The 19,270-nt window shown below is 71.8% G+C and carries 23 protein-coding genes and 1 pseudogene; 15 read left to right on the top strand and 9 right to left on the bottom strand.

The genetic code is table 11. The features are described 5' to 3' along the window. The first annotated feature begins 59 nt into the window (after positions 1 to 59). The 6 genes from AB0I91_RS38030 to AB0I91_RS38005 are packed head-to-tail and all read left to right on the top strand — an operon-like array spanning position 60 to position 3,533. The gene (locus tag AB0I91_RS38030; RefSeq protein ID WP_498781148.1) at positions 60 to 281 is read left to right on the top strand and encodes an SHOCT domain-containing protein; all 222 of its coding nucleotides are present in this window, start codon (positions 60 to 62) and stop codon (positions 279 to 281) included. A 16-nt stretch (positions 282 to 297) separates the two neighbouring features. Further along, positions 298 to 888: a hypothetical protein gene (locus AB0I91_RS38025; protein WP_498781150.1), complete on the top strand. Its 591-nt coding sequence runs from the start codon at positions 298 to 300 to the stop codon at positions 886 to 888. Continuing rightward, the gene (locus AB0I91_RS38020; protein WP_499617209.1) at positions 885 to 1,784 is read left to right on the top strand and encodes an ABC transporter ATP-binding protein; all 900 of its coding nucleotides are present in this window, start codon (positions 885 to 887) and stop codon (positions 1,782 to 1,784) included. The genes AB0I91_RS38025 and AB0I91_RS38020 overlap by 4 nt, the downstream gene beginning before the upstream one ends. Continuing rightward, entirely contained in the window at positions 1,774 to 2,574 is an 801-nt protein-coding gene (locus AB0I91_RS38015; protein WP_499617212.1) for an ABC transporter permease subunit, read from the top strand. Before AB0I91_RS38020 ends, AB0I91_RS38015 begins: the two co-directional genes overlap by 11 nt. A 15-nt stretch (positions 2,575 to 2,589) precedes the next feature. Next, complete coding sequence (locus AB0I91_RS38010) at positions 2,590 to 2,865, top strand: DUF4342 domain-containing protein (protein WP_499641192.1); 276 nt, start codon at positions 2,590 to 2,592, stop codon at positions 2,863 to 2,865. Then, positions 2,862 to 3,533: a LiaF transmembrane domain-containing protein gene (locus tag AB0I91_RS38005; RefSeq protein ID WP_499617218.1), complete on the top strand. Its 672-nt coding sequence runs from the start codon at positions 2,862 to 2,864 to the stop codon at positions 3,531 to 3,533. The genes AB0I91_RS38010 and AB0I91_RS38005 overlap by 4 nt, the downstream gene beginning before the upstream one ends. A gap of 75 nt (positions 3,534 to 3,608) precedes the next feature. Here AB0I91_RS38005 and ppdK read toward each other — a convergent pair whose 3' ends face one another. Continuing rightward, positions 3,609 to 6,302 carry a pyruvate, phosphate dikinase gene (gene ppdK / locus AB0I91_RS38000; RefSeq protein ID WP_499641191.1) on the bottom strand — a complete coding sequence of 898 codons (2,694 nt, stop codon included), beginning with the start codon at positions 6,300 to 6,302 and terminating at the stop codon, positions 3,609 to 3,611. After that, positions 6,299 to 6,481 (bottom strand): hypothetical protein, encoded by a 183-nt coding sequence (locus AB0I91_RS37995; protein ID WP_499617223.1) that lies wholly within the window; start codon positions 6,479 to 6,481, stop codon positions 6,299 to 6,301. Before AB0I91_RS37995 ends, ppdK begins: the two co-directional genes overlap by 4 nt. A gap of 1,007 nt (positions 6,482 to 7,488) precedes the next feature. Between AB0I91_RS37995 and AB0I91_RS37990 the strand changes: the two genes are divergently transcribed. Further along, entirely contained in the window at positions 7,489 to 7,983 is a 495-nt protein-coding gene (locus tag AB0I91_RS37990; RefSeq protein ID WP_498781163.1) for a Gmad2 immunoglobulin-like domain-containing protein, read from the top strand. After that, complete coding sequence (locus AB0I91_RS37985; RefSeq protein ID WP_498781164.1) at positions 7,952 to 8,149, top strand: universal stress protein; 198 nt, start codon at positions 7,952 to 7,954, stop codon at positions 8,147 to 8,149. Before AB0I91_RS37990 ends, AB0I91_RS37985 begins: the two co-directional genes overlap by 32 nt. Before the next feature lie 489 nt (positions 8,150 to 8,638). Here AB0I91_RS37985 and AB0I91_RS37980 read toward each other — a convergent pair. After that, a pseudogene (locus AB0I91_RS37980) lies at positions 8,639 to 9,964 on the bottom strand (heavy metal translocating P-type ATPase). Between the two features lie 42 nt (positions 9,965 to 10,006). Further along, entirely contained in the window at positions 10,007 to 10,573 is a 567-nt protein-coding gene (locus AB0I91_RS37975; RefSeq protein WP_499641189.1) for a DUF6069 family protein, read from the bottom strand. A 211-nt stretch (positions 10,574 to 10,784) separates the two neighbouring features. On the opposite strand from AB0I91_RS37975, the gene AB0I91_RS37970 reads away from it, so the two are divergent. The 5 genes from AB0I91_RS37970 to AB0I91_RS37950 all read left to right on the top strand — a co-directional run bounded on the left by AB0I91_RS37970 (position 10,785) and on the right by AB0I91_RS37950 (position 12,743). Then, positions 10,785 to 10,988, top strand: a complete 204-nt coding sequence (locus AB0I91_RS37970; RefSeq protein ID WP_498781167.1) for a DUF7455 domain-containing protein — start codon at positions 10,785 to 10,787, stop codon at positions 10,986 to 10,988. A 29-nt stretch (positions 10,989 to 11,017) separates the two neighbouring features. Next, on the top strand, positions 11,018 to 11,287 hold the full coding sequence (locus AB0I91_RS37965) for a DUF1876 domain-containing protein (protein ID WP_498781168.1): 270 nt from the start codon (positions 11,018 to 11,020) through the stop codon (positions 11,285 to 11,287). 19 nt (positions 11,288 to 11,306) lie between these two features. Continuing rightward, positions 11,307 to 11,570 carry a DUF4342 domain-containing protein gene (locus tag AB0I91_RS37960; RefSeq protein WP_499641187.1) on the top strand — a complete coding sequence of 88 codons (264 nt, stop codon included), beginning with the start codon at positions 11,307 to 11,309 and terminating at the stop codon, positions 11,568 to 11,570. Positions 11,571 to 11,587: 17 nt separating this feature from the next. Beyond that, positions 11,588 to 12,034: a hypothetical protein gene (locus AB0I91_RS37955; RefSeq protein ID WP_499641185.1), complete on the top strand. Its 447-nt coding sequence runs from the start codon at positions 11,588 to 11,590 to the stop codon at positions 12,032 to 12,034. Positions 12,035 to 12,152: 118 nt separating this feature from the next. After that, complete coding sequence (locus AB0I91_RS37950; RefSeq protein ID WP_498781174.1) at positions 12,153 to 12,743, top strand: hypothetical protein; 591 nt, start codon at positions 12,153 to 12,155, stop codon at positions 12,741 to 12,743. A 110-nt stretch (positions 12,744 to 12,853) separates the two neighbouring features. On the opposite strand, the gene AB0I91_RS37945 is transcribed toward AB0I91_RS37950, so the two are convergent. Genes AB0I91_RS37945 through AB0I91_RS37935 form a run of 3 tightly spaced genes read right to left on the bottom strand, consistent with a single transcriptional unit; the run spans position 12,854 to position 15,497 of the window. Continuing rightward, a complete protein-coding gene (locus AB0I91_RS37945; protein WP_498781176.1) occupies positions 12,854 to 14,026 on the bottom strand; it encodes a cation:proton antiporter in 1,173 nt (390 codons plus the stop codon). 6 nt (positions 14,027 to 14,032) lie between these two features. Then, positions 14,033 to 14,512: a cation:proton antiporter regulatory subunit gene (locus tag AB0I91_RS37940; protein ID WP_498781177.1), complete on the bottom strand. Its 480-nt coding sequence runs from the start codon at positions 14,510 to 14,512 to the stop codon at positions 14,033 to 14,035. A 4-nt stretch (positions 14,513 to 14,516) separates the two neighbouring features. Next, positions 14,517 to 15,497, bottom strand: coding sequence for a PNPOx family protein (locus AB0I91_RS37935; RefSeq protein ID WP_499641183.1), 981 nt, complete (start codon positions 15,495 to 15,497; stop codon positions 14,517 to 14,519). Positions 15,498 to 15,777: 280 nt separating this feature from the next. Between AB0I91_RS37935 and AB0I91_RS37930 the strand changes: the two genes are divergently transcribed. Together AB0I91_RS37930 and AB0I91_RS37925 are read left to right on the top strand one after the other, a co-directional pair. Beyond that, positions 15,778 to 16,974 carry a globin domain-containing protein gene (locus AB0I91_RS37930; protein WP_499641181.1) on the top strand — a complete coding sequence of 399 codons (1,197 nt, stop codon included), beginning with the start codon at positions 15,778 to 15,780 and terminating at the stop codon, positions 16,972 to 16,974. 88 nt (positions 16,975 to 17,062) lie between these two features. Next, on the top strand, positions 17,063 to 17,800 hold the full coding sequence (locus AB0I91_RS37925) for a DUF6544 family protein (RefSeq protein WP_499641179.1): 738 nt from the start codon (positions 17,063 to 17,065) through the stop codon (positions 17,798 to 17,800). A 14-nt stretch (positions 17,801 to 17,814) separates the two neighbouring features. Here the strand turns inward: AB0I91_RS37925 and AB0I91_RS37920 are convergent, their stop codons facing one another. Together AB0I91_RS37920 and AB0I91_RS37915 are read right to left on the bottom strand one after the other, a co-directional pair. Beyond that, the gene (locus tag AB0I91_RS37920) at positions 17,815 to 18,429 is read right to left on the bottom strand and encodes a CBS domain-containing protein (protein ID WP_498781184.1); all 615 of its coding nucleotides are present in this window, start codon (positions 18,427 to 18,429) and stop codon (positions 17,815 to 17,817) included. Positions 18,430 to 18,637: 208 nt separating this feature from the next. Beyond that, positions 18,638 to 19,150 carry a flavodoxin family protein gene (locus AB0I91_RS37915; protein WP_499641177.1) on the bottom strand — a complete coding sequence of 171 codons (513 nt, stop codon included), beginning with the start codon at positions 19,148 to 19,150 and terminating at the stop codon, positions 18,638 to 18,640. Positions 19,151 to 19,270 lie beyond the last annotated feature (120 nt).

Below are 19,270 nucleotides of genomic sequence, written 5' to 3'. Positions count from 1 at the left end.
TCGACCGCATCCACCGAGGGGTGCCGGGTGAGCTACTGGTGTCGACGAGAGGAGTGGTCATGCACTGGTATCACGGGTATGGCATCGGCTACGGCAGCGTGATGATGGCCCTGATCGGACTCCTGCTGCTCGGTGGTGCGGTCGCGATCACCGTGTTGGCGATGCGCCGCCCGCACGAAGACCAGGGCTCCGCGCTGCGCGTCCTCGAGGCCCGACTGGCCAGGGGCGAGATCGACGCGGACGAGTTCCGGCGCGTGCGCGACCTCTTGCGAAACCCCTGAACCGAGGTGATCCGCCGTGACTTCCACCCTCCCGCGTCCGCTGCTGATCGACCAGCTCGCGCCGCGGCCTGATTTCACCCGGTCCGCGCACGTCGTGGTCGAGGCCGACCCGGTCGCGACCTACGACGCGCTGCGCGAGCTCGACTTCAGTGACCTCCACGGGCCCGTGCTGGACGCGATGACCTGGGCGCGCAGGCTGCCCAACCTGCTCAAGGGGCGTCCCACCTGGCACGCCCGGATGACCTTGGACGACATCCCCGCCGATTCGGGGTGGGTCCGCCTCGCCGAACTGCCGGGCACCGAGATCGTGTTCGGCGCCATCGGCACGTTCTGGCGGCCGTTCGTGCACGTCCGCGATCTCGAAGCGCGCGACTTCCCCGACTTCGTCCGGCCGGGCTACGGCAAGGTCGTCTGCTCCCTGTCGGTCGTCCCCTACGGGCAGCGGCGGACGCTGCTGACCTATGACACGCGGACCACCGCGACCGACCCGCGGTCGTGGGCACGCCTGCGCCGCTACTGGCACCTGGCCGGCCCATTCGTCACGTTGCTGGAACACGCGGTCCTGCGGTCGATCAAGGAACACGCCGAACGAGGTGGCACCCGATGACCGTCGTCGTCCACACCAAACAGCTGAGCAAGGACTACGGCCGTCGGCGGGCGCTGCACCAGCTCGACCTGGACCTGCACGCCGGCGAGGTCTACGGGCTCCTCGGACCGAACGGCGCGGGCAAGACCACCACCATCCGCCTGCTGATGGACCTCATCCGCCCCACGCGGGGCCGGGTGGTGCTCTTCGGCGAGGACCTCGCCACCGGCTCGGTCCAGGCGCGTCAGCGCATCGGCTATGTGCCGGGTGACCTGGTGCTCTACGACCGGCTTACCGGCGAGGAGCACCTGCGGCTGTTCGCGGGGCTGCGCGGGCACCCGGACCTGACCGAGGCCCGCGTGCTGGCCAAGCGGCTCGACCTGGACCTGGGCCGCCGCGCGGGCGAGCTGTCCAAGGGCAACCGGCAGAAGCTGGGCATCGTGCAGGCCTTCCTGCACCACCCCGAGCTGGTGATCCTCGACGAGCCCGCAAGCGGTCTGGACCCGGTGGCCCAGCGCGAGTTCCACGCACACCTGCGCGAGTTCGCCGCCGACGGCGGCACCGCCCTGTTCTCCTCGCACGTGCTGTCCGAGGTCGAGCAGGTCGCCGACCGCGTCGGCATCCTGCTCTCGGGGACCCTGGTCGTCGACGCGCGGGTCGACGCGTTGAAGGCCAAGGCGTTGCGTGCCCTGACATTCACCTTCGCCGAGCCGGTGCCGGCCTCGGTGTTCGAAGGCGTCGCCGGCGTGCGCGAGGTGCGTGCCGACGGCATGTCCGTGCACTGCCGGGTCGTGGGCCCGGTCGGCGAACTGGTCCGTGCCGCGGCGTTGTACTCCCTGGTCAACGTGACCAGTCAGGAACCCGACTTGCAGGAGATCTTCCTCGACTACGTGGAGGGCGAGGACCGTGGCCGCTGAGCTGATCGGGAAGACCCTGCGGGACAACCGGGGCAGCGCGCTGGGCTGGGGTGCGGTACTGGTCGCGAGCGTCGGTCTCCAGCTGGCCGTCTACCCGGCGGTCCGCAATGCCCGCGCCGACCTCGACCAACTCCTCGATGCCTACCCCGAGGCGTTCAAGGCGCTGTTCGGCGTGCAGGGCTCGTTCACCAGTGGCGTCGGGTACGTGCAGGCCGAGGTCTTCGGCTTCCTCGCGCCGCTGGTGCTGCTCGGCGTCGTGATCGGCCAAGCCGCCCGCGCCACCGCGGCCGAGGAGCGCGCCGGGACCCTGGACCTGCTCCTGGCCAACCCGGTGTCCCGCACCAGGGTTCTGGCGGACAAAGCACTCGCGATCGTGGTGAGCCTGCTGGCCGTCACGGCGGCGTTGGCCGCCGTGCTCGTCGTCGGTGGCCGGATGGCCGGTCTGGACGTGCCGGTTCCCGGCCTGATGGCCGCGTGCGCCGCTTCGGCGGTCGTCGCGCTGCCGTTCGGGGCGCTCGCCCTGTTGGTGGGTGCGACGACCGGCCGTCCGGGGTGGGCGGTGGCGGTGCCGGTCGGTGTCGCGTTGCCCGCGTTCCTGCTTGACGCCTTGTCCGCGCTGAGCGACGACCTGCGGCCGTGGCGAGTGCTCTCGCCCTTCCACCACGCCGGGATCGACGACGCGCTCGCCGGTCACCCGGGTTGGGGCGGGATCGCGGTGCTGCTGCTCGTCACAGCAGTCCTGATGGGCGCGGCAATTGCAGTGTTCCAACGCCACGACGTCACACGATGACAGGAGCAGACGGATATGACCACCACACAACAGGAACGGACCTACACCGCACAGGTCACGGGTCAGGCGATCGTCGACAAGGCGGAGGAACTCGCGCGCGGAGCCGGCGCCCGGTACGTCGTCGTCAAGGACGACGACGGTCATCCGGTGGTGAAGATGCCGGTCATCGCCGGCGTGGTCCTCGGCGCCCTCGTGCCGATCGTGACCGCGGTCGCCGCCATCGCCGCCCTCTCGTGCGGCTGGACCATCACCCTCGAACGGCACCAGGACCGGAAGGTGGCACCATCATGAAGCCCGTGCGGATCTGGATCGGCACCGTGCTCGTCACGCTCGGCGTGCTCGGCGTGCTCGACGCCACGGACGTCCTCGACTTCGGCACCACGTTGGGCGACTGGTGGCCGATCGCCGTCATCGGCGTCGGCCTCACCGCCATGCTCACCCAGAAGCACGTCTCGCTCGGCCCGGCCGTGGTGAGCGCGATCGGGCTCGTGCTCCTGGCCGACCGCCAGGGGTGGACCACCGGCAACCTGCTGTGGCCGGTCCTGCTGCTGCTCGTCGGCGTCGCCGTTCTCGCCGGACTGCGCACCCTCCACACGGCGGACCACCACGACACCGACGACATCGGCGTGCCCGTGGCGCTGTTCGGCGGCACGAAGGTACGCAGCCGCGCCGAGCACCTGACCCGCGCCAGCGTGTCGGCCGTGTTCGGCGGAGCGGTCCTCGACCTCCGCGACGCGCACATCGACGACGAAGCTTCTGTCGACGCCTTCGCGCTGTTCGGCGGCGTGGAGATCCTCGTTCCGAGGGGGTGGCGCGTCTCGATGGGAGGACTGCCGTTCTTCGGCGGCTACGACGACAACACCGAACGCGAGACGGCGAACGCCCTTGACGCGCCCGTGCTCAAGGTCAACGCCACGGCGCTGTTCGGTGGTGTCGAGGTCCGCAACGACCCCAAGTAGCCGAAGCACCCCGCGCACGTCCGGGAGACCGTCGACAGGACGTTCTCCGGTGAGCGTCCTGTCGACGGGCCCTTGTTAACGGTTGTCGGTGGTCGCGTCGGCCTCGCCGACCGCGGCACGGCCTGCTTCAAGGCGGGCGACGGGCACCCTGAACGGTGAGCAGGACACGTAGTCGAGGCCGACCTCGTGGAAGAACCGGATGGACGCGGGGTCGCCACCGTGCTCGCCGCACACGCCCAGTGCGAGGTCCGGACGCGCTGCACGGCCCTCCCTCACCGCGATCTGGATCAACCGGCCGACGCCTTCGCGGTCGATCGTCTCGAACGGCGACACGTCGAACACGCCCTCGGCCTCGTACACCGGGAAGAACGAGCCCTCGACGTCGTCGCGGGAGAAGCCCCACACGGTCTGCGTCAGGTCGTTGGTGCCGAACGAGAAGAACTCGGCGGTCCCGGCGATGCGGCCCGCGGTGACCGCGGCGCGTGGCAGCTCGATCATCGTGCCGATGCGGTACTGGATGCCCACGCCGGACTCGAAGGCGACGTCGGCGACGGTTCGCCGGGCCCGCGCCGCGACCACCTCCAACTCGCGCGAGTCGCCGACCAGCGGGATCATGATCTCCACGTGCGGCTTCCCGCCCGCCCGAATCCGCGACGCCGCGGCTTCGGCGATCGCGCGGACCTGCAGGTCGTAGAGGGCCGGGATGAGCAGCCCGAGCCGCACGCCGCGGGTGCCGAGCATCGGGTTCTGCTCGTGCAGCCGGTCGACCGCGCGCAGCAGGTCCTCCGGTGCGTCCGTCTCGCCGAGCGCATTGGCGACCGCGACGCGAGCGGTGAGCTCGACGCGGTCGGGCAGGAACTCGTGCAGCGGCGGGTCGAGCAGCCTGATCGTGACCGGCAGGCCGTCCATCTCCTCGAAGATGCGCGTGAAGTCGGCGCGCTGCAACGGGAGCAGCGCGGCGAGCGCCTCGGCACGGGCGTTCTCGTCGCCGGCAAGGATCAGCCGCTCGACCAGCACCCGGCGGTCGCCCAGGAACATGTGCTCGGTGCGGCACAGTCCGATGCCGGTGGCGCCGAGGCGGCGGGCACGGGCGGCGTCCTCGGGGGTGTCGGCGTTGGCCCGCACCTCCAGCCGGTGCCGGCGGTCGGCGTGGATGATGATCCGGTCCACGGCCCGCAGCAGGTCGTCGCCCTCGGCGGGGCGGCGGCCCTCGAAGTAGTCGGCGACGGGGGACGGGACCACCGGCAGTTCGCCGAGGTACACCGTGCCGGAGGTCCCGTCGACCGAGATCACGTCGCCTTCCGCGACCACCGTGCCGTCGGCGGTGGTGAAGCGGCGGGCCTCGGCGTCGATGGTCAGCGACTCCGCACCGCACACGCAGGTCCGGCCGAGACCTCTGGCGACGACCGCGGCGTGCGAGGTCTTGCCGCCTCGGCTGGTGAGCACCCCTCGGGCGTGGATCATCCCGTCGAGGTCGTCGGGGTTGGTCTCGCGGCGCACGAGGATCACCGCCGCGCCCTCCTCGCCCCGGCGGACCGCGGTCGCGGAGTCGAACACCACCTCGCCGACCGCCGCGCCGGGCGACGCGGCGATACCGGTGGCCAGCGGTGCCCGGTCGGTGTCGCCGAAGCGCGGGAACATCAGCTGGGCCAACTGCGCGCCGGTCACCCGCCGCAGCGCCTCGTCGTCGTCGATCAAGCCCTCCTCGCGCAACGCGTCGGCGATGCGGAACGCGGCGGCCGCGGTGCGCTTGCCCACGCGGGTCTGCAGCATCCACAACTTGCCGCGCTCGATGGTGAACTCGATGTCGCACAGGTCGCGGTAGTGCTCCTCCAACGTCGCCATGATCCCCATCAGCTGCTCGTGACCCCTCGGTTGCAGGTCGGCGAGGCGGTGCAGCGGCAGCGTGTTGCGGATGCCGGCCACGACGTCCTCGCCCTGGGCGTTGGGCAGGTAGTCACCGTAGACGCCGGGCGCACCCGTGGCCGGGTCGCGCGTGAACGCGACACCGGTGCCCGAGTCGTCACCCAGGTTGCCGAACACCATCGCGCACACGTTGACCGCCGTGCCCAGGTCCTCCGGGATGTGCTCGGCGTGCCGGTAGACCTGGGCGCGCTCGGTGCGCCACGACGCGAAGACCGACGCGATCGCCATGTCCAACTGCTCACGCGGGTCCTGCGGGAACTCCCGGCCGGTGTGCTCGCGGACGATGTCCTTGAACGTCGCGGTCAGCGCGCGCAGGTCGGCGGTGTCCAGGCCGAGATCGCCGGTGACGCCCTTGGCCCGCTTGGCCTCCCGCAGGGCAGCGGCGAAGTGCTCCCCGTCGACACCCAGCACCGTCGTGCCGAACATCTGCACCAGCCGGCGGTAGGAGTCCCACGCGAGCCGCTCGTCCCCCGCCCACGCGGCCAGCCCGGCCACCGAGTCGTCGGTCAACCCGATGTCCAGGACCGTGTCCATCATGCCGGGCATCGAGAACCGGGCGCCGGAGCGGACCGCGACCAGCAGCGGCTCGTCGACCTGCCCCAGCTTGCGGCCCATCGCCCGCTCCAGCGCGTGCAGGTGCTCGTCCACCTCCGCGGCCAGCCCTTCCGGCACCGCACCGGTGGCCAGGTAGGCGCGGCAGGCTTCGGTGGTGATCGTGAACCCGGGCGGCACGGGGAGCCCCATCACGGTCATCTCCGCGAGGTTGGCGCCCTTTCCGCCGAGCAGGTCCGCCATGAACCGGTTGCCCTCGGCGAAGTCGTACACGTACTTGGGCATCGTCATCGCTCCTCTTTCAGTCGCTTCTGAACAGGTGCCTGGACGGCACGGCGGAAGCCGGGAGGCTCACTCGGACCGGCACGCGCACGGGGTGGTCCCTGCTCACGCCGCTTCAGGACGTTGATCGACGCCGCCTCCGGCAACAGCCCGAAGACCGCGATGCCGCAGACGATCAAACCGCTCATGACGGCACTCCATCCGGTCCCATCCCGCCCTCTCACGATGCACCGGCCGCATCGGCCACGCCGCTGCCGAAGGTCCCCGGTCGACGCTCCGAACGTCCCTGGCCACCACGGGGCGCATCGGACACCGCCCGACACCGGGACACGCACTTCCCACCGCGGCCTCCGACCTCGGGCAACGGCGGTGCGCCGGCCGATGCCGGAATCGGCTCAACGTCGCGGTGGTCCGCCTCGACGCACGGGTATCGACTCGTCCCGCAACTGCGTCCGATATTCCCGGTAGGTAGTCCACAGCTCGCGAGCGGACGGTCGCCGCTTGCAGCCGTTCCGTCTCGCGGCGCCGTTGCCCGCCGGTCCGGCAGTCCCGACCCGAGGACGCCCTCGGACGACGAATCCGGAGGGCACCACGGACGTGACGGCACAACGAAGTCCGACTCGCCGCGCCTTTCACCGGTGCGGCAACCGGCTGCCCACACGCCGGCGTCGTCCCGGAAGGGGTCGGCCCCCTTCGACGCGGACCTCTAACCGCCAACGCCGGCACCGGCGCCGTGTGGATCCCAGGGTCGGGAGTCCCGGCCCGACGGTGCCCCTCGCCGTCCGCTGGTGTGCCGGACCACGCGACGTGTTCGCGACCCGCCGCTCGACCGGATCCGGACGCGGGCCGACGAAGCGGTGGACCACCTGCGCACGGGCACGGGTTCGTCGAGCCGCACCGCCTGCTCCTCGACTCGACCACCCATCGGCAATGCGACGGGCGCGGCGGCGACTTCGCCCCTCTCGCCCCGTGCGCGTGCGGCCCGCTGCCGGATTCATCGGTCGATCGGTCCTTCGGGGCGGGTTCCCCGCCATCCCGGGACTTTCTGCCCTGGAGGCGTGCCGCAGCGCGTCCGAGACTGGTCGGAGGAGTCGTTGAAGGCTCGTGGTCATCGGCTTCGAGCCGCGACCGAGGCGGTCGCGTTCCGCGGTGATCCCGCCATCGCCACGGGAATGTCCACAAGAGAGGTGTGACCATGTCGATCGACGTGCAACAACCGAAGGCCTACGACCTGGTGGGCGACGTGATCCAACTCGCCGGGGTGGCCGGCGGCGCGTTCGAGGCCAACTTCAACTACCGCGTGCACGAGGGCCACGACGAGGTGGTCGGGTACTTCATGGCCGGTGACGGCACCGGCGGACACGGCCAGTTCCAGGTCGCCGCGGACGTGACCGGGGCGGCGTTCACCCTGAACCGGGTATTCATCGAGGTCTACCACACCTCCCCCAAAGACGGTGAGGAACTCGACAAGGTGATCGTCCCCGTGGTCCTCGGCTCCAAGATCGTCCCCGGCTACCACTCCTACCTCGAGCACGTCGTCTCGGCGGGCGAGACGCTGTGGGCGATCGCCACCCGCTACTACGGCTCCGGCAACCTCTACTACCGACTGGTAGCCGCCAACCCGCTCACCATCACCAACCCCAACGTCATCAACCCCGGTGACGTCATCCGCGTGCCACAGGGCACCTGACCCACGGTGCGGACCGGACGACTCGACGGCGTCGTCACCACTGGTCGTCGGTTGTCGCGGTCGGAGCTCGCTCACCGGCTACGCCCTCGGCTCCGCCAGCCGCGCCGTCATCCACCAAGCGCCGTGCCCGGTTCTGGTGGTGCGCGGAAAGGAGGACGAGCGGTGACAGGATGTCGGCGGTCCGCGCCGACACGTCCGGTGAGACCCGGTTGCACTTGTCCGTCGCGTTGATCGACGTGGACAACACGGTTCGACAGCGTGAAACCAACCGCCGAGCACCGACCGTCACACGACGGCGCCGCCGTGCGGTACGCCAGAGTCGTGGATCCGGCACGACACAGGGACTCGGGATCACCCCCCGACTCCTGCGACGGCCGATCCTTCTCACGGGCCACCGCCCGGACCACCCTGGTGGCGCACGCGGTGCCGCGGCCTCGCGGTCGTCAGGGCCCACGGCGGCACCGTCACGGCTGCGTCGGGAGCGGCCGGGGGAAGCACCTGCACCATCCGTCTGCCGACCCCGGACGGGCGTCCGCCGGCCACCCGACGTTCGGGAGGCCCATCGGGCTGACGACTGTGTGGCTCAGGCAGCGCCGAGCGGCCCGAGCGATCGCGTTATCCGGGCGGCCGAGCGGCTGGGGTGATGGTGGTGCCCTCAGCTCCGGGGCGTCGGCTCATGAGCCGAGGCGAGGGTGAAGTAGGCCTCTTCTTCCTGGGCGAAGTGCAGCGTCAGCACGGCGTCCAGTCCGTAGAGAGGGTGGCGCGGACGTCGTCGACCTGCTCCGGCTCGATACCGTCGGGTGATTCGCGCAGGTGCCGATCCAGCCTGCGGCCCAGGCGCTCGATCTCGGCGTGGCCGCGGCTCATCGTCACCGTGCTCTCCGGCCCGCTCAGGAGCCCGACCAACGCGGGGTACAGCTCGGTCTCCTCCGCTCGTTCGTGCGGCAGGATCCGCTCGGCGAGCAGGTGGTGCGCCCGGCGGATGGCGGCGTCGGCTTCCGGGCAGGCTCCGTCCGAGAGTGCGTCGGCGGCCTGCCGGACGGCGTTGCGCGCGGCGAGCAGCTCCCCGTGCTCGTGCGCGAACCGGTGCAGCAGCCGGTCGGCCTCGTCGGTGACGTGGCGTCGGACAGGGCTGCGCAGGGCGCGCAGCGCGTTGAGGATCACCGCCACGTCGATAGCAGCGGGCACGGCGTCGCGGTGACCAGCACCGCCACCGCACGTCCCGGGTCCCCGGTCACCGCCCACGCGACCGCGGCGAGCAACAAGGCCGCGGGCAGGAACCACACCGCGATCCGATCCGCCAGCCTCGCCACGGGGCACTGCCCGCGGCAGCCTCACGGGCCAACCGCACCACACCGGCGTACGTGCTGTCCTCGGCCGTGGCCGACGCGGTCAGGTCCGCAGCGGCCCCCGCGTTCACAACACCGCTGCGCACCGAGTCCCCACGGACACGCGCAACGGGCGCGGCCTCCCCGGTGAGCGCCGACTCGTCGAACACACCGCCGTCGAGCAGCACGCCGTCGACCGGCACGATCCCACCGGAAAGCACCACGACACGATCGTCACGCCGGACGTCACCGATCACCACCGTGTCCACCCGGTCGCCCCGTCGCACGTGCGCGCGGTTCGGCGCCCGTTCGAGCAGGGCGGAGAGGTCGCGTCGCGCGCGGCGGCGCGCCGCGCTCTCCAGCACTCGTCCCGTGGCCACCATCACGGCGATGATCGCCCCCGCAAGGAACTCACCCACGGCCAGCGTGCCGCCGAGAGCGAGGACGGCGAGCAGGTCGGCGCCCCACCGACCGGCACGCAGGTCCGCCACGACCCAGGCGATCGCCGGGACCAACGCCACACCGGCCGCGGCCGCCCACAACACATCCGCCGGAACCGACCCGGACAACCGGGCGATCCCGCCACCGACGAGCAGCGCACTCACCGCGATCAACAGCAGCAGCTCGCGCGAGAGCGCACGGAACCGTCGCATCAGGACTCACCGACCTCGTCTACTGGACGCGTCCGGTACGGCTCACGCGTTCCACCGTCGGCGGGCGCTGCCCACGACACCGGACAGCAGCGCCGTGATCGAGAAGCCGATCGCGGCGTTGAGCACGGCCGTGAACACACGGCTCTCGGTGGCCACGTCGAGGCTCAGCGGCAGCACCACCGCGATCGCGGTCAACAGCACCATGATCCAGGTGAAGAACCGGACCGCACGAGGGGTGGTCGTCAGCAGCAACTGCACCAGGCCGGTGGCCGCGAACGCGCACACCGCCGAGACAAGCGCGTAGGTCAAGGTGTTGGCGCTGCCCCAGGCGCCCTCGCCCTTCGGTGCGAGCACCGCGATGTCGAGCAACCCGCGGGCCACGAGGATCCCGACGACCGCCAGCAGTCCGGCGACCAGCGCGGTCGCGGCTCCACCGGTCCACAGCCGTCCCGTGTGGAACCCGTCGAGCGGACGCTCTCCGGCCGGCGTGTCGGACCGGACCGTCGGGAACGCCAAGGTCTCCGGAGGATCGGCCTCCGGGGGCCACGAGACCACGAAGTCCTTCGGTTGGTCCGTGCGTGTGCCGTGGTCGTTCATGCGACTGGTCATGGCGGTTCCTCCTCCGGGTGGACGTGACGCTTCGAACACCTGCCCGTGCGCTTCCACCTTCGCCTTCCGGAACCGCGAACCCCAGGGTCGGAGGTCCTCACGGGCCAAGTCCCGGCACTCGGCGCGGATCCCGGCCTGCGCGGGTCGAAGGTCCCTGTACCGCCGCACCGCCCGGGAGAAGGCTGGAAAGCACAAAGGAGAGAGGGACGCCATGACCGCCGCGCTCGACACCATCACGACCAGCCTCAACCCCGTCGCGGACCGGTGTGACCGGTGTGGTGCGCGTGGACGGGTGCGCATTGTGCTGAGGGACGGGCAGTTGACGTTCTGCGACCACCACGAACGCCGCCACCGAGCCGCGCTCGAGCGCGTCGCCGTGCGGATCGAGCACCACGTCGAACCCCGCGACCGCTGACCACGGACACGAGAGTGAAGGAGGACCCGATGCGAGAGACCAAGCAGTGGCGCGTCAACGTCACCATCGACGAGCACGACGACAAGACCAGGGCGAAGGCGCGCCTGCACACACGCGACGACACCCACCTGGTCGGTGTCGGCACGGCAAGGCTGAACCCGGCCGACACCGACATCCCCGAGATCGGCGACGAACTCGCCACCGCGAGGGCGCTGTCCGACCTCGCCCACCAACTCCTCGACGCCGCGACGTCCGACATCGAGGGTGTCACCCACGAGCCGGCGCACCTGACCAGGTGACCGGGAACGGAGGTTCGACATGACCGAGCAGTTGGAAACCCCGCGGACCACGCGCCTGCGCGGGCAAGCACTCGTCGAGAAGGTCAAGGAACTGCTCCACGAGGGCAACGTCCGGCGTCTGGTCATCAAGGACGACAAGGGCCACACCGTGATGGAGATCCCTGTGACGGCGGGCGTCGTGGCGGCGGTCGTGGCCCCCGTCGTGACCGCCGTCGCGGCGATCGCGGCCCTGGCGACCGAGTGGTCGATCGACGTCGAGCGGCACGAACCACCGCGGACCTGACCGGTCAGGAGGAGACGATGACGAGCACATCGATCCGACCGACCGTCACGACTGGACCACGTGCCGGCTATCTGGTCGGCACCGTGGTCAACGTGATCCTGCTGGTCCTGGTCAACGTGTCACCGGGGTGGCGTGCCGTTCCGTTCCTCACCGAGGACGCGGTCGACGTGGTGGTGTGGGTCGACGTCGGGCTGGTGCTCGGCATCGTCGTCAACACGCTCTGCGCGCTGTTCCCCCGACGCCGGCTGGTGCTGCTCGGCGACGTGCTGACGACGACGGCGACGCTGGCCGCGCTGACATCGATGTCGGCGGTGTGGCCGTTCCGGTTCGACGACGCGGAAATCCCGTGGACGACGATCACACGCACGACGCTGACCATCGTGCTCGTCGCCGTGTCGATCGCCCTCCTGGTCCAGCTCGTCAAGCTCCTGCACGCCCTGGTCGCACCGGACGTCGACCCGTGACGACCACGAGCCTCACGTGGTGCCGGACGTCCCAGTCGATCAGGGACCTTCGCCCGCGTCGCACGACCGTCGGCGGCGCGAAGCTCATGGCGAAGACGAGAGCAAGAGGAGAGAAGCCATGACAGCGCTCAGCCACTCCGGTGCCACGACAAAGGCCACGGCCCGTACGACCGCGACGACGGCGGTCCGCGCCGACGCCGGGGGCATCGCGCTCGCGGTCCTGAGGATCACGACCGGGTTCGTGTTCCTCTGGGCGTTCTTCGACAAGCTGTTCGGCCTCGGTTACGCCACGAAGGCCGCCAACGCGTGGATCAACGGCGGGTCGCCCACCAAGGGCTTCCTCAGCCGGGTCGCGGTCGGACCGTTCGAGTCCACCTTCCACGCCGTGGCAGGCGCCTGGTGGGCCGACTGGCTGTTCATGCTCGGCCTGCTCGCCATCGGCGTCGCGGTGGTGGCGGGCATCGGCCTGCGCCTCGCCGCCACCGCCGGAACCCTCATGATGCTGCTCATGTGGGCCGCCGAATGGCCACTCGCCCAATTCACCTCGGCCGGCGAACCCAGCATGTCCACCAACCCCGTCATCGACTACCACATCATCTACGCCGTCGCCCTGATCGCGGTCGCCTTCGCCGGCGCGGGCGCCACCTGGGGCCTCGGCCGCTGGTGGGCGACCCTGCCTGTGGTCCGCGACCACGCCTGGCTGCGATGACGACCACTGGAGCGGGCGGGCTCGACGGCTCGCCCGCTCTGGCACGTCCGGGTGAGAAAGCGCGGGATCGTGACGGTCCCCCCGGCCCGCGCCGGTGGGTCTGCCCGACCTCACATCGGGGTCCGCCGGAACCCTCTCCGGGGTGGGCCTGCGGTCGGTGAGCCGGCCCAGCGGGTGATCAGCGGTCCGGTGGTGGCCAGGACGAGCACGTAGGCGGTGACCAGCGGCCCCAGTTCGGGTTGGACGGCGCCGACCAGGCCCACGATGACGATGGAGAACTCGCCGCGGGCGATCAGCGCGGTGCCCGCACGCAGTCGGCCCCGGCGGGCGGCTCCGTCGCGGCGGGCGGCGTACCAGCCGGTGGCGACCTTGCCCGCGGCGCCGACCACGGCCAGCGCCAGCGCCGTCGGGAGGCTGGGCAGCAGGTCGGCGAGGCTGACGGCCAGGCCGATGGACAGGAAGAACGCCGCGGCGAACAGGTCGCGCAGCGGTCCCAGCACCTGGCGGGCACGTTCAGCGGCCTCGCCGGTGAGGGTGAGGCCGACGAGGAAGGCGCCCACGGCGGCGGAGACGTTGACGTACTCGGCCAGGGCGGCCACGACGAGGGTCGTGCCGAGCACCCGGAGCATGAGCTGCTCGGCGTCGGGGTGGGCCAGCCACCGGTTGACGTGGTGGCCGAAGCGGTGGGCCAGCACGAACGCGACGGCGACGGCCGCCACCGCGACCAGGACGCCCAGCGTCGCCTGCCACCACGTGCCGCCCGCCACCAGCACGGCCAGCACGGGCAGGTAGACGGCCATGGCGAAGTCCTCCATGACCAGCACCGCCAGCACGGCCGGTGTCTCCCGGTTGCCCAGCCGGCGCAGGTCGCCCAGCAGGCGGGCGATGATGCCCGAGGACGACACCCACGTCGCGCCGGCCAGCGCGACGATGCCGACGGCGTCGAAGCCGAGCAGCCACCCCGCGCCCGCGCCGGGCCCCGCGCCCAGCACCAGGTCCACCGCGGCGGAGGGCACGTGGCGGCGCAGGCTGTGGGTGAACTCGGCGGTGGAGAACTCCAGTCCCAGCGTGAGCAGCAGCAGCACGACACCGATCGAGGCGCCGGCTTCGACGAACCCGCCGGCCGCGGGCACCGGAGCGACGCCGCCCTCGCCGAGCGCCAGGCCCGCCACCAGGTACAGCGGGATCGGCGGAAGACCGAACCGGCGGGCGGCCGTGCCGAGCGCGCTGAGGACCACCAGGATGACGCCCAGCTCCAGCAGCAGGGCCAGTGACGTGTGCACCCGTGCTCAGCCCTCGACGATCCGGCGCACGCCCTCGATGCCCTCGACCGTGCCGATCACCACCAGCACGTCACCCGCGCGAATGACCTCCGTCGGCATGGGCGAGGCGACGACGTCCTCGCCGCGGACGACCGCGACCACCGACGCGCCCGTGCGGGTGCGCGCCCGCATCGCGCCCAGCGGGTGGTCGACGTGCGGTGACCCGGCCGGCACGTCCACGCGGCCCGACACCAGTCCGGGGACCTCCCTGGACAGGTCGGCGAACCGCTCGGCGATGCGCGGGGCACCGAGGATCTCGGCGACCGTGTCCGCCTCCTGCCGGGTGAGCCGGAACAGCGGCCGGCCCTCGTCGGGGTCCTCGGGCGGGTAGGCGACCAGCTCGAAGTCGCCGTCCCGGCGGGCGATCACGCCGATCCGGTCCCCGTCGGCGTTGGTGAACTCGTAGCGCAGCCCCACACCGGGCAACAGCACCTCGTTGACGTCCATCGGATCATGATGACGCGGGAAGCAGGCGTCGCAGGACGTAGCCGGTGACGGCGGCGGTGGTGGCGGCCATCAGCAGGCCGCCCACGACTCCGATGGCCACGGTGACCGCGAGGGCCTGCCCGGGCTGCCACAGCGGCATGGTGAACCCGAGGAAGACCGCCAGCCCGAGCAGCCAGGCGACCGCCGTGGTGACGATCCAACGGCCCGCCCGCGGCACGTGCCCGCGCAGGACCAGCCACTGCGCCGCGCCGATCGACCCGAGCAGCACGCACCCGAGCGCGGCGGACGCCACGACCAACGGCACCGGGTGCCACGTCGCCATCCCCGCAGCCCAGGTGGACGGCGCGAGGCCCGCCGAGTACGCCACGACGGCCGCTCCCGAGGTCGCTGCCACCCAGCGCGAGCGGGACACCCCCAGCAGTGCCCGCCGCAGCACGGTGGCCTGACCCCATCCGAGCACCGCCCCCTCGACCGCGCCCGCGGCCAGAAGCGCCGGGACGACCAGCGCGGCTGCCTTGTCCGCGGTGAGCGCACCGACACCCGCAGGCACCGCGAACCCGAGGAACTCCGCGAAGGTGACGAGCGGGAACCAGGTGCGGAACAGGGCCCGTCCGCGCAACGGCGGACCGCCGGCGGGCAGGCCGATGATCGCCACGACCTGGACGTCGTCGGTGGTCCGGGGGAAGACTCGGCGGTAGACCTCCAGCGCTGCCGTGCGTTCCGAGGCGTCGAGCACCACGCCCGACGCGGTGACCCACCGACCGCCCGACCGCACCTCGACGGGCGCAGCAACGCGGAAGTGGCGCCACCACCGCTTGCCCGACGCCCGACCCGCGACCACCACCAGCCGGTCGCCGTCGCGGACGTACTGCACCGGCAGTTCGACGGTGGCACCACCGCCCGCGCGATACCGCAACCCGCACACCTTGCCGTCCAGCGCACGGCGTCCCACCGTGCCGAGCAGGCGCAGCACCACCCGGTTCACCAGGGGCGCACGCCGACCCTCGGGCGTGTGATGGCTTCCCGACACGAGCACCATGCCCCCCAGTCCACCTCGCGGGTGGGCGGTGGAACAGGGTCGACGGACCCGCTGCGGCCGGGACGTCGGGCACGGCTCCGAGGTGCCCGATGTGCCCGCGCACCACCCGGAGGAGCGGCAGAGGCCAAAGTCCCGACCGAGGTGGCCCCATGATCCCTGGCCGCCGAGGCGGGCGTTGTCCAGTGTTGTGGCCGAGACCCCCCTCCCCACCCTGAGGAGACAACCCGTGCTGTCCGCTGCTTCCGCCGAGGTGGTGCGCGCCACGCTGCCCGCCGTGCGCGAGCACGCCGTGCAGATCACCGGCGTGTTCTACCCGTCGATGTTCGCCGCCCACCCCGAGCTGCTCGACCTGTTCAACCAGGGCAACCAGGCCAACGGGCAACAGCGCGTCGCGCTGGCCTCCGCCGTCGTGGCCTTCGCCGAGCACCTGCTCGACCCCGCCGCCCCGCCCTTCGCCCCGATCGCCGAGCGCATCGCGCACAAGCACGTGTCGCTGGGCATCCGCGCCGAGCAGTACCCGATCGTCGGCCGCCACCTCATGGCCGCCGTGGGCACGGTCCTCGGCGACGCCGTCACCGCCGAGGTCGCCTCCGCGTGGGACGAGGTCTACTGGCTGCTCGCGTGCGAGCTGATCGCCGCCGAGGCACGGCTGTACGAGCGCGGCGGCGTCGACCCCGTGGCGCTCTGGCGCCGATGGCGGGTGGCCAAGCGCCAGGACGAGGCCGTCGACGCGGTGTCGTTCACGCTCGTGCCCGACGACGGCGGCCCGGTGCCCGACTTCGCGCCCGGCCAGTACGTCTCCGTCGCCGTCGACCTGCCCGACGGGCGACGCCAGCCCCGGCAGTACTCCCTGTCGCAGGGCCCGGCGCGCGGCTCCTTGAGGATTACCGTGCGCCGCGTGCGCGCTCTCGGCGACGCCCCGGACGGCGCGGTGTCCAACCACCTGCACGACCACGTCCACACCGACGACACCCTGCTGGTCGGCCCACCGGCAGGCGAGAACACCCTCGCCGCCGGCACCGGACCGGTGCTGCTGGTCAGCGGCGGCATCGGCATCACCCCCACCGCGGCGATGCTCGACCACATCTCCCGCACCGACCCCACCCGACAGGTGGTGGTCGCGCACGCCAAGCGCTCCCCCGACCGGCACGCCCTGCGCGTCGAGGTCGACCACCTCGCCACCGGCCTGACCGACGCCGACGTGCTCACCTGGTACGAGACCGGCGAGGACGGACTGCCCGGCCTGATCGACGTCGACGCCCTCCCGCTGCCCGACGACGTCACCGCGCACCTGTGCGGCCCGCTGCCGTTCATGCGTCACGTGCGGGACGGCCTGCTGCGCCGGGGCGTGCCCGCCGACCGCATCCACCACGAGGTGTTCGGACCGGGCATGGTCGACGGCACGAGCGGCTCACCGGCATGACGCGGCCGGAAGTCCTCTCCCGACGGTTGCCTTCGGCCCTGCCGCCCGCCCAGGGGTTCGAGCAGGCTCAGACGTGGAGGTGCCACTCATGACGAGCACGATTCACGCCGGTCCGATCACCGCGGGCGACCTCGCCCACCTGCCCGAGCCGGCACAGCGCTACCTGAGGTTCGCCCTCGTGCCGGGACGTCCGGCCGACGTGTCGTTCCACGCCACCGCGCACGGCTTCTTCCGGACCCGCCCGGACCAGCGCTGGGTCGCCTGCACCAGCGAGCAGCACAACGACGCCACCAGCCTGACCCGCGACTTCCGCCTGCGCCTCAGGCTCGCGCACCTCATCCCGGTGCGGGCGCAGGACGTCTACGAGCACGGACACGGCCGGATGCACGCCACCGCCCTGGGCCTGTTTCCCGTCGCCGACGGCGAGGGCCGCGAGTTCGACCTCGGCGAGCTGGTCACCTTCCTCGACGACGCCGTCCTGCTGGCCCCGTCGATGCTGCTGCGCCTTCCCGTCGAGTGGACTCCGATCGACGAGCACACCTTCGGCCTCACCCTCACCGACCACGACAACACCGTCACCGCACAGGTCACCGTGGACGACCGAGGCGCACCACGCGAGTTCAGCACCGACGACCGCTGGGCGGACCTGCCCGAGGGCCTGGTCAAGACCCGCTGGTCCACCCCCGTCGACGGCTGGTGCCTGGTCGCGGGCCGCATGCGCCCCCGTCGCGGCACCGCCGTCTGGCACCTGCCCGACGGACCCTTCGCCTACGCCCAGTTCGACTACACGAACGCGGACATCACCTACAGCACAGTGCCCGACTGACACGCCAGTGCACCTCACGCGGTGCCGTCGGGCTCGGCCACCTCCACGCCGACCACCCCCGGCACCGCACCGGCCACCACGGTGGCGACGTGCCGCTCCCCGTCGTTCGCACCTTCACCCGCAAGAGTGACCACCCCATGGGTGACGGAGATCCGCCACGGCACGCGCCCCGCCGCGACGGCCAGCTGGTGCCGCACGTCGGTCGCGATCACGTCGTCGTCCCGCGCGATCATGCGCAACAGGTCGCGCCTGCTGACCACGCCGACGAGGACGCCGTTTCGCACGACAGGGACGACGCGCAGGTGCTTGTCCAGCATGAGCCTGCTCAACTCGGACACGTGCGTGCGCGGGTCGACCGCGACCACGTCGGTCGTCATGACCTCCGCGACGGTCGTCGACGCCGGCGCGAGCGGCTCGGGCGGCTGTCCGTGCACGAATGTCCGCGGGTCGGGGAGGACGCGGTTGCGCAGCAGATCCGCCTCGGCGACCACGCCCACCAGGCGGTCGCCGCCCTCGACCACCGGCAGCGTGGTGAAACCGTGCTCCACCAGCAGTCGCGCCGCGTCCTTGGCGGCCATCCCCGGCCGCACGGTCACCACGGCGTGTGTCATCAGGTCCTGGGCCTTCATCGCAATCTTCCCCTGATCCGGTGATTTCCGTCGACAGCGCCTTCCGGTGGGCGGCCACTCCTTGCCGGCGGGTCCTCACCAGCGCCTACCCGGCACACCGGACCGGAAACCACGCGCGGCGGACCACGGACCGTTCACCGTCCGCAGCGGTGTGGCTGGTGCTCTGCCGTCCTGTCGGTCGTGAGCGCACCCCGCACGACCAGGCGGGTCACGTCCGGCTGGTGGCGCGGATGGTCCGGACCCAGGCCGTCGCACGCTCGATCTCGCCCTCCAGCAAGGGGCCCGGGGTGCCTCCGACGTAGAACGACACCGGCGCGCCCGCGAGGGTGAAGCGCAGTCGCCGCAGGCGCTTGGTGATCGCCTTGGCGGCCGAGCCCGGCAGCCATCCCACCTTGACCTTGGTATCGAACGCGATGGCGCTCACAGTGCGGTCGACGGGCGCGAGCGCGTCGAGCCACTCGCGCACGCCGCGTCCACGCGACACCAGTCCACCGGTCGCCTGGTCGGCGGCGGACTTGCGGGTGGAAACCCGGCTCAGGCTGAACGCGTGCGTCGGCGCGCCGACCACGAGCAGGTCGACGCCCTCGGGCAGCACGTCCGGCGCCGCGGCGACCTCCACGACGTCGACCTGCCTGCCTTCCGCCAAGGCCGCACCCACCGCCTCGGCGACCGCCCTGGTGTTGCCGAACATGGATTCGAAGACCACGAGTGCCCGTGCCATCGCCGGTACCACCTTTCTCTGCTTCGTCGTCTCACCACGCTGCCCCTCCCGCGGACCGGCCGACAGCGGCCAACTGCCCTGTCCTGCCGGGACCTCGGGCTCTGCCTCCCGGACCGGCCC

The sequence above is a fragment of the Actinosynnema sp. NPDC049800 genome, assembly GCF_040656635.1.
Taxonomy (GTDB): Bacteria; Actinomycetota; Actinomycetes; order Mycobacteriales; family Pseudonocardiaceae; genus Actinosynnema.
This window is presented reverse-complemented; position numbering and strand designations above follow the sequence as displayed.